The sequence below is a fragment of the Adlercreutzia sp. ZJ154 genome, from assembly GCF_011039055.1.
In the GTDB taxonomy this organism is placed as follows: Bacteria; Actinomycetota; Coriobacteriia; order Coriobacteriales; family Eggerthellaceae; genus Adlercreutzia_A.
Map to the genome: position 1 here is coordinate 143,544 of NZ_JAAKEF010000003.1, position 12,193 is coordinate 155,736.

Here is a 12,193-nt window from a genome sequence, read left to right on the forward strand (position 1 = left end):
TAATGCTAATCTGGCATTAGACCTCTCCCTACATATAACTCATTTCGAAAGACATAACACCGCTAGTTGAGTTCGATTCTTTAGCTGCTTTTTTGCCAAAATGGAACTTATGTTGTTGCGTACTGTGCCTTCGCTTAGGAACAGCTGCTCCGCTATTTCGCGGTTGTCCATCCCTTCAGCTACTAGTGTTGCAATTTGGCGTTCTCTGTCAGTTAGGTTTTCTAGCGGGTCTACTTTGTTCTCTTCGCATGTATAGTCGGCGGGAATTTTCTCTAGCTCTTTTTCCATCGTGTAATTACGCGCAGATAAGTTAATCATCTGTTCGCGCATAACGTCGCGCGAAATTCGCATACCGCGTTTAGCTGCAAAATCGTGGGATGTGCGTATGGCTAAAACAATGCTTGCCACACATAAGGCAAGCAATGGCAGAGTTTGAGTGGCGCCAAACTTAATTGCGGCAAAAGCGCAAGCAATTATTCCAGCAGCCTGTATAACAGGCGTGTGTTCAAACATGCTAAGACCTACTACGACAGGCAGAAAGGGAAGTGCTGGTGCCCATGCTGCACAAATGACACACGATAAAATTAGCACCGCGCCTCGGATATAAGTATTTTTAATTACTATGGCTGCACACAGAGTAACTAGAGATATTAGTGCTCCAACAATTGAAAATTCACCTGTTCCGCTTACTCCCATGAACGCAAAGCAAATTATCCACATAACCGAACTGTCAACTAATCTTTCCATAACAAAATTATAGCGCCTGAATTGCTTGTGACGATTGTAATGTTTAGCGCTTTGACCTGCGCAAACTTAGTTAGTGACAAATATCACTACCGCTATTTTTGTCCAATATTCAAAATATGCGGTGTTGTAGTTTGGAAGAAGGAGCGAATGTGGATGTTGTAGAGGTTAAGAACCTAGTGAAACGATACGGATCTACCTTGGCGCTAGACCATTTTAATATGGAAATAAAGCAGGGTGAGGTATTCGGATTGTTAGGACCGAATGGCAGCGGGAAAACCACAGCAATAAATTGCATCTTGCAATTGCTTACATATGACAAAGGTGAAATAAAACTGTTTGACGAGCCTATGAGCCCTACACGCTACGACTTAAAAAAGCGTATAGGAATTGTGCCTCAAAATGTGGCTGTGTTTGAAGAGTTGAATGTTCGCGAAAATATAAACTATTTTTGCGGTTTGTATGTTTCCGATGCGAAGCGGCGAAAAGAATGTGTGGACGATGCCATAGAATTCACGGGCTTGCAGGACTACACAAAATTTCGTCCGCGAAAACTGTCTGGCGGCTTGCTTCGGCGTCTAAACATAGCATGCGGAATAGCTCACAAGCCTGAATTGGCATTTTTCGATGAACCCACTGTTGCGGTAGACCCGCAAAGCCGTGCGTCAATTCTGCAGGGAATTTTGGATATGAATAAAGCCGGCACAACTGTGGTTTATACGAGCCACTATATGGAAGAAGTCGAAGAAATATGCAGTCGCATAATGATTATGGACAAGGGTCGCACGCTTGCCATAGGTACTAACACGCAGCTGAAAGTTATGACTGGCATAGGCGAGCGCATAGAGATGGATATTGTCGATCTTCCAGAGGCTGCGCGCGCCAAGGTGCAGGGTTTGGAATGCGTGCAGCGTGCCGAGTATGAAGGCAAAACGCTAAGGATTGTTTGCAATAGCGGGCAGCACAATGTAGCTGACATCTTAGAATGCTTAACCGCATTTGGCGCGCATCCCGGACGCATTTGGGCTGAGCCCCCTACATTAAACGACGTTTTCCTAGAGATTACTGGTCGCGATCTTCGCGATTAAGGTGGGTAAGCAATGGCTAATACATTCAAATATGTTTTATTGTCCCTTCTTAGAAATAAAGGGATACTGGTTTGGGGGTTAGCGTTTCCAATAGTGCTTTCATGCTGTTTTATGATGATGTTTCAGGGTTTAGATGATGTTGCAGAGGGAAGCACTATACGCACTGTAGTGGTAGAGGATGCAGCATATGAAGAGTCGGTTGCTCTGCCACAATTTATTGACGCTATATCTTCAGAAGATGCGATACTTGATGTTTACAGCGTTGAAAACGAGCAGCAGGCTAAAGATGTACTGAACGATTCTGAGAACGCTGAAGACCCCTACGTAGGCTACATTACGGCAGATTCTGCAGGATTGCCTGTGGTCCATTTACAGGGGGGAAATCGGTCGAATTCAGCCAGCATGATAGAGGTATACCAATCTATTTTGGTAACTTTGATGGATTCTTTTTGCAATAAGAACGAAATTATCACTAGCTTAATGAAAGACAATCCTGCTTTAATGTCAGATCCGGCATTTATTGAAAGTCTTATAGCTAGCGCTAATGTTACCGAGAAAATAGATGTCACCGAGAACGCGCCACGCGAATCGGTGCGTTACTATTTTGCACTTCTTGGTATGGCATCTATGTTTGGAGCGCAAGCAGGTCTTGTGGCTGTTGGGGCGCTTTTGCCGAACACAAGTGCACTAGGGGCTAGGCGTGCTTTGGGCGGCACATCGCGTGTGCGGTCGCTTTTTGGATGCATACTTGCCAGCTGGTTAATGTCGTTTTGTTGCTTGCTTGTGGCATTTTTGTTTATGCGCTATGCAGTAGGTGTCGATTTTGGCACACGCAACCTTTCTTGCATTGCGGTATTGGCGGCTTCATCGCTTATGGCAACAGCTCTGGGCTCTCTCATAGGAAGCATTCCTAAAGTTTCGATAGGTGCTAAGTCAGGCATATTGACAGGTATCGTTTGCTTCGCTTCGTTTTTTGCTGGGTTATATGGACAGCCTACTATGCAGCTTGCCGACGACATTGCTGTAGCTTTCCCGGCATCGCAGTATATCAATCCAGCTGTTCAGGTGTCACAGGCAATGTTTTCGCTTATGTATTACGACACGTTAATTCCATGTATGCAGCATTTGGCAATTCTTGCAATTATGGCAGTGGTTTTCTTTCTGGTGGCCGCTCGTTTCTTAGGGAGGCAACGCTATGCAAGTCTTTAAGTGTGCGATGAAATTAGTTATGCGCCGTCCGGTTTATTTCCTTGTTTACGGCGTTTGGCTAAGTTTAATGGCTGTTTTTATGGCAAGCAGTCTTATGAGTCCTGCTTCTACGGATGAATACGAAAAGTATCAGGTAGATTATGCTGTTATAGACCGCGATAGCAGTCAGGTATCAGAAGGGGTATGCGAATTTCTGACGACACAGGGCGACAGAATTGCTATAGAGGATAGCGACTTCGCAATACAAGATGCGGTGGCGAAGGACACATGCAGCTATCTCCTTATTATTCCCGATGGTTACGGCGAGGCATTTATGGAAGCTGCTAAAAATGCGGAACCTCTGCCGGAAATGGAATGCATATACAGCTATTATTCTGCGGAAGGTGCTTTGGTGGATGCTGCTTTAGCGGAATACCTGTCCTCGCTTAGTGCTTACGCCGCAGCTATGCCAGATAAACCAGTTAACGAATTGATAGAACTTGCTATGCAGGCATCTAGGGTATACGCCGATGTGCAAATAATACCAAGCGAAACAGATACGACCGAGACTGACAAATTCATGTTCTATCTGCAATTTGACATGTATGTTTACTTTGCGGGGATTATCGTGTGCGTAGGCATGATGCTGGTTACTTTAAACCGCGCGGAAGTTAGACGGCGCAACTTAGCTTCACCTATAAGCTATATCAGATATAGTGCGCAAACAATGTTGGCATGCCTTGTTGTTATGATGATTTTCTGGGCATTAACATATATTTTGGGTGCTGTTTGTTTCCCTCAATCGTTTGCTGCTGTTCCTCCGCTTGGCAAGGTTATGATGGCAATAGTTCCGTTCGTATTTGCGCTAATACCACTTAGTGTAGCGTTTTTGATGGGTCAGCTGCATGTGGGCGAGACACTTATGAATGCTGTCGGAAATATATTGGGCTTGGTTTTATCTTTCCTCGGTGGCTCGTGGGTGCCTATGGATATTATGACACCCGAGGTAAATATGATTGCACATTTTCTACCCGGGTATTGGTATACCGATGCGCTTAGTCGCGCGTGCCAACTAGGGTCGTCCGACTATGCAACGCTTGCGGCTATAGGCTGCGATATAGGAATTATGCTGCTGTTTGCAGCGGCGGTGTTTGGAATTGCGCTTGTAGTTGGGCGTATGCGCACCCAGACGAGTGAAGCTGGTGGCAATGCCGCGGCTGAGGTGGTGGCTATATAAGCAACAAGCATGCGCAGCGCTTGCTTACAGAAAGCATCGCAACATAAAACTTAGTATGTGCGCTGTAGCTGCATTTGCATGCTGCAGCGCACTTTTTGCCCGACGGCTCAGAAGCTAAAACAGCGCCTAAAGCGGCAGGAAAACAGCTAGCGTACCCTGTTCAACACCTATCATTATCGCTTCGCCTTTGAATTCGTTAGACAAGCCCAGCGATGTACGGTTATCTAGTGTGTAGTCGTCAAGTTCCCACTCTAGTCCGCGTTCAAATACGCCGCAACACTTGTCATTCATAGCGAAAACAGATACCGTTCCGCTTTCGCGTGCAGGAGCTTCTAAAACATCGGGACCTGCTAGAAATGTTACAAGCGAATCGTCGCCGATGGCGCTAATCGATATATCGCGTTCGGCGAATTTAGCGAACAGTTGCAAATTAGCTAGAGTGTGGTCTAGCCTGCGTCCCAGTCCTCCGAATATGTATATCGTGTCAAACCGCTGGGATTTAGCACGCATTAAAGCCAGTTCCATGTCGGATTCGTCTTTGTGGGCAGAATGGCGCACTACATGCAAACCGCGCGGCACATAACCCAGCGAATCAAAATCTCCTATAGCCATGTTGGGCTTGCGTCCTATAGATTCCAAATGTGAAAATCCGCCGTCAACTGCCATAACATAGTCGAATACGCCCGCGTCATCCATGATTTTGAATTGGTCTGCGTTGAAATCGGATGCTCCTACTAAAGCGCAAGTTTTCACTTGGCTAATTCCTCTCTACTTCAGCAGTTTGTTCATTATTTTGCTAGAATACCACGACGCGGGAAGGCTAGACGACTGCGCGCCTTGTGCGTGAGGAAAGTCCGGGCTCCTCAGGCGAGGATGCCAGCTAACGGCTGGGCGGGGCAACCCGACGGAAAGTGCCGCAGAAAAGAAGACTCCAACCGATGCCTAGGCATTAGGGGAAAAGCTGAAACGGTGTGGTAAGAGCGCACCAGCATGTCGGCAACGATATGGCTTGGCAAACCCCATCCGGAGCAAGCGCGAGTAGGAACGCTATACGGTTCGCCTGCCGTGCGTTCGGGTAGCGTGCTAGAGGTGCACGGTGACGTGCATCCAAGATAAATGGTCGTCCTAGACAGAACCCGGCTTATAGGCCTTCCCGCTTCTTAGCAGGCTTGCTGGTGCAGTGGGCTATAATTTTGTTGAAATCAAATAGTTGGGGAGCTTGATTTGGTCAGGCTGAGAGGGGCGCGTATCGCCCGACCCGCAGAACCTGTTTGGATAATGCCAGCGAAGGGAGAACCATGAACAATTCTGCTATTTCAACTGCTAATTTGCCGCATCAAAGAGCGGCGCAAGAGTGCATTACGCAAATAGATTTTGCACGCGCCGGAATTATTACTCCGCAGATGCAGGCTGTAGCCATTGCTGAAAATCTTTGCGCCGACGACATTCGCGAAGCGGTGGCATGCGGACGCATTGCCATTCCGGCAAACATTCATCACGCATCGCTAAAAGCTGGCGGCGTGGGTAGTTTGTGTAGTGGCATTCCTCTTTCCACAAAAGTAAATGTGAACTTGGGTATATCGGGAGATATGGCAGATGAAGTGCAAGAATGGAAGAAGGTAGATGTCGCCCTTTCTCTTGGTGCCGATGCAATAATGGATCTTTCCAATAGTGGCAAAACGGAAAGTTTTCGCAAACGTTTAGTAGAGCGCTCTAGCGCCATGATAGGTACTGTGCCAATGTATGACACCATAGGATATCTTGAAAAGGCTCTTATAAACATAACCGCGCAAGATTTTCTAGATGTTATAAGAAAGCATGCCGAAGACGGGGTAGATTTTGTTACGGTTCATGCCGGCATGAACCGGCGCGTTATAGATTCATTTAAGGAAACAGGTCGTCTTACAAACATTGTTAGCCGGGGTGGCTCGCTTATATTTGCTTGGATGGAAGCTACAGGCAACGAAAATCCGTTTTACGAACACTACGATGAAGTGTTAAGCATTTTGCATTCCTTTGACGTAACCATATCTATTGGAGATGCAATGCGTCCCGGCAGCACATACGATGCTAGTGATGCTGCCCAAATTGCCGAACTTATAGAAATAGGCAAACTAACCAAGCGTGCGTGGGATGCAGGCGTGCAGGTTATGGTAGAAGGGCCGGGCCATATGGCGCTAGACGAGATAGAAGCTAATATGAAGATGGAAAAGCGCCTTTGTCACAATGCACCGTTTTATGTGCTGGGTCCGCTTGTGTGCGATATAGCACCGGGCTACGATCATATAACCGCAGCTATAGGAGGGGCGGTGGCAGCGGCTAGTGGTGCAGACTTTTTGTGTTACGTAACACCCGCCGAGCATTTGCGTTTGCCTGACGAAAACGACGTTCGCGAAGGGCTTGTAGCTACAAAAATTGCGGCACATGCAGCTGATATAGCTAAGGGTGTTAAGGATGCGCGCGTGCGCGATAACAAAATGAGCGACGCTAGAAGGCGCGTGGCGTGGGATGAAATGTTTGAACTTTCGCTTGATCCTGTGCGTGCTAAGGAATACTTCGCAAGTGCACCTCCAACGAACGAAGGAACTTGCACCATGTGCGGAAAAATGTGCGCTATGAGAACAGTTAATCAACTTATGGAAAACAATGTGGTAGACCTAGGGCTGTAATGGGATAGAATCGTATCTTGCGCTCAAAGGAGGGAGACTTGTTATGCTGGACAAATCTAGCAATACTAAAGGTGCAGACTTTGAGATAGATTTGAAATCTAGCGCGCTTGTGGTTATTGATGAATTAGGTGATGTGGAAAGTGGTCAGCTAAGCGATGTGCTTCTGGCTCCAACTTTACAAACCGCTCGTCTGGTTGATGCTGCGCATAATGTGAAAATGCCAGTCATATATACAAATGATGCGCACATTCCGGGAATAGATCGCGAACTTTTATTGTGGGGCGAACATGGCATAGCGGGCAGCGCCGAGGCTCAAGTGTCGCCGCAAATTAATGTGTGCGAATCCGATTACATAATTGAAAAACGGCGCTATTCGGCTTTCTTCCAGACAAGCCTTCGTTTGCTTTTGGACGAATTAGAGGTGGGTACGCTTATACTAGTGGGCTTCGACACTAATATATGCGTGCGACACACAGCGGCTGATGCATATTTCAACAACTTTAATATTGTTGTGGTGCCCGATGCTACCGCAACTTTTTTAGTTGGTGAACAGGCTGAAGGTTTGGAATATATGCAGAAGTGCTACGCCGCTAAACTTCTTAATACCGACGACATTATTAATCTTATAGAGAAAAAGAGTACAAATCTGTGAAAGTTGTGCTTACTATAGCGGGCAGCGATTCTAGTGGTGGCGCAGGCATTCAAGCTGACATCAAGACAATAGCCGCTCATATGATGTTTGCCGAATGTGTAATAACGGCACTTACTGCACAAAACACTACGGGCGTTTTTGGTGTGGAAAATATAGATCCAGCTTTTGTGTCGAAGCAGATAGATGCTGTGTTTAGCGACATACGCCCCGATGCGGTCAAGATAGGTATGGTTTCGAGTGTAGAAATTGTATATGCTATTGCCGATTCGCTTGTTCGTAACAAAGCTGAAAACATTGTGGTAGATCCTGTTATGGTGGCTACTAGCGGGTCTGCTCTTATCGCAAGCGATGCCATAGAAGCGCTTGTTAGCAACGTGTTTCCTATGGCTGCCGTGATAACGCCAAACATTCCTGAAGCTGCGGCGCTGGCTGAGCTGTCCATACATAGCGAAGCTGATATGCACCTAGCAGCAGCTGAAATAACTAGGCGTGTGCAGGATGCGTGCAATCGTGCACCTGCGGTGTTAGTAAAAGGTGGGCACGGAACCAGTTTGCCTGACCAAGCTAACGATTTGTTGTATTTGCCGGATGATAGTGCCGTATGGTTGCGTGGCGCACGTATCGATAATCCGAATACGCACGGTACGGGTTGTTCGCTTTCGTCTGCTATAGCATGTGGTTTGGCAGACGGGCTTAGTGTTGAGCAGGCTGTACGTAGCGCAAAGGCGTATGTTGCGGGTGCTCTTGGAGCGCAACTGAATTTAGGGCGCGGCTCGGGACCACTAGACCATATGTGGGAATTTAGATAATCAGGAGATAATGTAATGTCTGAAAAGCAAATGACTATTGGTATTCCCAAAGAACCTTACGGATATCAATTACGTGTAAGTGTGGCACCGAATAACATAGAGCGTTTGTTGAAGCTAGGCTATAAAGTTCTGGTTCAGCACAATGCCGGCATAAAAGCAGATTTTTATGACGAGCAATATGAAGAACAGGGTGCGCAAATTGTAAATGAGGCTTGCGCATGGGGTGCCGATGTGGTCGTATGCATGAATACGCCGCCCGATGAACAGCTGGCGCAAATAAAGCGCGGGGGATTGCTGATAACTCGTGTTAACCCGCGTGCAAATCCGCAGTTGTTGGATAAGTTCTCTAATATGGGAATAACCGTACTTGCGCTAGATTGTGTGCCGCGCATTTCGCGTGCTCAGTCGCTAGATGTGCTTTCGTCTATGATGAATATAGCGGGCTACAAAGCTGTTATAGAGGCGGCGGATGCGTTTGGTCGTTTGTTCCCGGGTCAGGTTACTGCTGCTGGAAAAATGCCACCAGCGCGCGTGTATGTTATAGGTGCAGGCGTGGCGGGGCTTTCCGCTATAGGAACAGCCAGTTCTATGGGCGCTGTGGTGGCTGCTACCGATGTGCGTCCGGAAGTGTTCGATCAAGTAGAATCGCTCGGTGGCGAATTTATCGAGATACCGGTAAAGCAAGAATCTACCGATGGCTATGCCAAGGAAATGTCAGAGGATGAGCAGAGCATAGCTCAGCGCTTATACGCTGAGCAGGCTGCCAAAAGCGACATTATAATTACCACGGCACAAATTCCGGGGCGCCCATCACCTTTGCTTCTTACGGAAGAGGCTGTACTAGCTATGAAGCCCGGTTCCGTCATTGTAGATATGGGGGCATCAGAGCAGGGCAGCAACACGGCGCTTACCAAGGTAGACCAAGTAGTAACCACGCCGAATCGTGTCACCATAATTGGCTATACAAATTTGGCAAATCGCCTTCCTATGCAGGCATCGCAAATGTTTGGGCAGAATGTTGTTAACTTATTCAAGCTGATAACTCCCAACAAAGATGGATGCGTTCAATTAAATGAAGAAGATGAAGTTGTACGCGGCATGATGCTAACGCGTGAGGGTAAAACTATGTGGCCACCGCCTCCGGTAAGTGTATCGGCTGCATCTGGTATACAGAAAGCGCAGATGCAGACCAATGCTGCGGCTAAGGAAGAGGTAGTGCCCACTCCGCGTTGGAAGAAACTATGGTGGAAAATATTACTCGGAGTTTTGGCGGTGTTACTTATAGCGGTTGCTCCGGCTAATATGGCAAATCATTTCATAGTGTTTATGCTGGCAGTAGTGGTTGGTTTCTACGTTATAACCGCTGTTACGCATTCGCTGCATACTCCACTTATGTCGGTTACAAACGCCATAAGCGGCATTATTATAGTTGGCGCTATATTGCTTGCCGGTACAGGTAATATAGTTGTTACGGTGCTTGCATTTATTGCCATGGTCATAGCATCCATCAACATCTTTGGCGGTTTTTTGGTATCGCATCGCATGTTGAAGATGTTTCAAAGGAGCTCTGACAAATAATGGAAAACATAATGCTTATAAGCGAATCGGGCATAACATTCTTCAACATTGCTATGTGGGATGCGCTTGTGCGCTTTCAATCGTTAGCTTACATTCTTGCGGCGTTATTGTTCATACTGGCGCTGGCGGGTTTATCGAAACAAAAAACTGCGCAGCGAGGCAACACACTTGGAATAATAGGTATGGTTTTGGCGCTGGTGGCAACCATAGTGGTTGCGGTAGCGCAAAGCGAAGAAGTTGCTATCAGCACAATAGTTATTATTCTTGTAGCTATAGCTATAGGTGCTTGCATTGGTGTTTGGAAAGCGCTGCATGTGAAGATGACAGGCATGCCCGAGCTTGTGGCTATGCTGCATTCTTTTGTAGGTGCGGCGGCTGTACTTGTAGGTTTTAATTCATTTTTTATGGAACCCGGTGCTGCTGGATACGAAAACGCTTTCCATATGGGCGAAGTTGGCTTGGCGGTATTTATAGGTGCCGTTACTCTTACTGGCTCTATAGTTGCTTATTTGAAACTATCGGCAAAAATGTCAGGCAGACCGCTTACACTTCCGGGGCGTAATTTCATTAATTTGGCTATGGTCGTGGCTTCTATCGTGCTTATTGTGTGGTTTATTAATACGCGCGGTGTTGAAGATGGAATGTTGCCGCTTTGTTTGCTAACGGTTGTGTCGCTTGTGCTTGGTGCGCATCTTGTGCTCGCCATAGGCGGCGGCGATATGCCAGTGGTTGTTTCTATGCTGAACTCGTATTCTGGTTGGGCAGCGGCAATGGCTGGCTTCACTCTTGGGAATGACTTGCTAATAATTACTGGCGCATTGGTTGGGTCATCTGGTGCGTATCTGTCCTACATAATGTGTCAGGGAATGAATCGTTCTTTTGCATCTGTTATTCTTGGCGGTTTTGGTGGCGATTCTTCGGCACCTGCGTCGGGTGGTTCGAACCAGCAGATGGGCGACTATACCGAGATTACGCCTGAAGAGGTGGCTGAGCAGCTAAAGAATGCGAAAAAAGTTGTTGTGGCTCCCGGTTATGGTATGGCGGTGGCACAGGCGCAATATCCTGTGGCAGACCTTACACGCAAGCTAATAGATCGCGGAATAGATGTGAAGTTTGCTATTCATCCGGTTGCCGGACGCATGCCGGGGCACATGAATGTGCTTTTAGCCGAGGCGAAAGTTCCATACGATAATGTTTTCGAAATGGATGAAGTAAACGACGATTTCGCCGATGTGGATGTAGCTCTTGTGGTTGGCGCGAACGATACCGTGAACCCTGCGGCTGAAACAGAACCCGACTCGCCCATAGCAGGCATGCCCGTTATGCATGTTTGGGAGGCTGGCACAGTTGTTGTGTCGAAGCGAAGTATGGGCAATGCTGGTTATGCGGGAGTGCAAAATCCGCTGTTCTTTAATGAAAACACTGAAATGTTGCTAGGTGATGCAAAAGACTCAGTAGAGGCAATAATCGCTGCGTTATAGTGGATGCTGCATACGCTATAACGCTTGAAAATAAAAAGCCATGTTTGCAATTAAGCAAACATGGCTCAAAGAAGAAGAGAAGAAAGCTGAAATAACTTGGCGTAAAAATTCGCTAGTCAATCGCAACCATAACGTCGGTCGATTTAATGACAGCTAGGGCTTTTTCGCCCGCCTTAAAATCTAATTGCTTGATGGCTTCATTAGTAATAGATCCTTTAATGCATACCCCATCAGCAATTTCTAACGTTATTATTCCATTAACCGCGCCTTGTTGAATGTCTGCAATAGTTCCATGAATCTGATTTCGCGCTGAAAGATTATTGATTCGCTCGTTGCCCGCTGCAAACATTACAGAACTTGCTTTTATGACAGCATATGCTTGCTCTCCGGTTTTCAGACCCATTGATTTAATGGCGTCCATGGTTATGTCAGCTTTGATGGTTTGTCCGTTCATGTCAATCGCTACAACACCATTAACAGCACCCTCATCTATGTTTTGTATTGTTCCTTTAAGTACGTTACGCGCGGAAAGTTGCATAATGATTCCTTTCACCATAAATAAGAATAATACTTAGTTATGATTATTCTCTATAAAGTATATTCTGTCAATAATAATCTTCGGCATATAGGCAGAAAAGGGTGTAAAAATTCATGCTGTTTTCCCTGTTCAGATACCAAATAGATGCCTCTGAAGTCGATACCACTCGACTTTCATATAGGCAAAAAGTGCGTAGGATTCTGACTTGA

At 46.6% G+C, this 12,193-nt stretch carries 11 protein-coding genes, 1 other RNA gene and 1 riboswitch; of the genes, 9 read left to right on the top strand and 3 right to left on the bottom strand.

Annotated features, from left to right (window positions below; translation table 11 throughout):
* Positions 1–39: 39 nt before the first annotated feature.
* Complete coding sequence (locus G7Y37_RS02680; RefSeq protein ID WP_241155974.1) at positions 40–747, bottom strand: LuxR C-terminal-related transcriptional regulator; 708 nt, start codon at positions 745–747, stop codon at positions 40–42.
* 149 nt (positions 748–896) lie between these two features.
* Here G7Y37_RS02680 and G7Y37_RS02685 point away from each other — a divergent pair, with 149 nt between their 5' ends.
* Genes G7Y37_RS02685 through G7Y37_RS02695 form a run of 3 tightly spaced genes read left to right on the top strand, consistent with a single transcriptional unit; the run spans position 897 to position 4,257 of the window.
* The gene (locus tag G7Y37_RS02685) at positions 897–1,832 is read left to right on the top strand and encodes an ABC transporter ATP-binding protein (RefSeq protein WP_241155975.1); all 936 of its coding nucleotides are present in this window, start codon (positions 897–899) and stop codon (positions 1,830–1,832) included.
* A 12-nt stretch (positions 1,833–1,844) separates the two neighbouring features.
* Positions 1,845–3,041: an ABC transporter permease gene (locus G7Y37_RS02690; protein ID WP_165061391.1), complete on the top strand. Its 1,197-nt coding sequence runs from the start codon at positions 1,845–1,847 to the stop codon at positions 3,039–3,041.
* Positions 3,028–4,257, top strand: a complete 1,230-nt coding sequence (locus G7Y37_RS02695; RefSeq protein WP_165061394.1) for an ABC transporter permease — start codon at positions 3,028–3,030, stop codon at positions 4,255–4,257. The genes G7Y37_RS02690 and G7Y37_RS02695 overlap by 14 nt, the downstream gene beginning before the upstream one ends.
* 126 nt (positions 4,258–4,383) lie before the next feature.
* Here G7Y37_RS02695 and G7Y37_RS02700 read toward each other — a convergent pair whose 3' ends face one another.
* Complete coding sequence (locus G7Y37_RS02700; protein ID WP_165061396.1) at positions 4,384–5,010, bottom strand: thiamine diphosphokinase; 627 nt, start codon at positions 5,008–5,010, stop codon at positions 4,384–4,386.
* Positions 5,011–5,069: 59 nt separating this feature from the next.
* Here G7Y37_RS02700 and rnpB point away from each other — a divergent pair.
* The 6 genes from rnpB (at position 5,070) to G7Y37_RS02730 (ending at position 11,446) form a co-directional block, all read left to right on the top strand.
* Positions 5,070–5,417, top strand: an RNA gene (gene rnpB / locus G7Y37_RS02705) — RNase P RNA component class A.
* Between the two features lie 42 nt (positions 5,418–5,459).
* Positions 5,460–5,568: riboswitch (TPP riboswitch) on the top strand.
* Positions 5,556–6,926: a phosphomethylpyrimidine synthase ThiC gene (gene thiC / locus G7Y37_RS02710; RefSeq protein WP_165061399.1), complete on the top strand. Its 1,371-nt coding sequence runs from the start codon at positions 5,556–5,558 to the stop codon at positions 6,924–6,926. It overlaps the preceding riboswitch by 13 nt.
* A 43-nt stretch (positions 6,927–6,969) precedes the next feature.
* Entirely contained in the window at positions 6,970–7,578 is a 609-nt protein-coding gene (locus tag G7Y37_RS02715; RefSeq protein WP_165061402.1) for a cysteine hydrolase family protein, read from the top strand.
* Positions 7,575–8,387 carry a bifunctional hydroxymethylpyrimidine kinase/phosphomethylpyrimidine kinase gene (thiD, locus tag G7Y37_RS02720; protein WP_165061405.1) on the top strand — a complete coding sequence of 271 codons (813 nt, stop codon included), beginning with the start codon at positions 7,575–7,577 and terminating at the stop codon, positions 8,385–8,387. The genes G7Y37_RS02715 and thiD overlap by 4 nt, the downstream gene beginning before the upstream one ends.
* Before the next feature lie 15 nt (positions 8,388–8,402).
* Positions 8,403–9,965, top strand: coding sequence for a Re/Si-specific NAD(P)(+) transhydrogenase subunit alpha (locus tag G7Y37_RS02725; protein WP_241155976.1), 1,563 nt, complete (start codon positions 8,403–8,405; stop codon positions 9,963–9,965).
* The gene (locus tag G7Y37_RS02730; protein ID WP_255463907.1) at positions 9,965–11,446 is read left to right on the top strand and encodes an NAD(P)(+) transhydrogenase (Re/Si-specific) subunit beta; all 1,482 of its coding nucleotides are present in this window, start codon (positions 9,965–9,967) and stop codon (positions 11,444–11,446) included. Before G7Y37_RS02725 ends, G7Y37_RS02730 begins: the two co-directional genes overlap by 1 nt.
* Positions 11,447–11,558: 112 nt before the next feature.
* Here the strand turns inward: G7Y37_RS02730 and G7Y37_RS02735 are convergent, their stop codons facing one another.
* Complete coding sequence (locus G7Y37_RS02735; RefSeq protein ID WP_165061408.1) at positions 11,559–11,984, bottom strand: molybdopterin-binding protein; 426 nt, start codon at positions 11,982–11,984, stop codon at positions 11,559–11,561.
* Positions 11,985–12,193 lie beyond the last annotated feature (209 nt).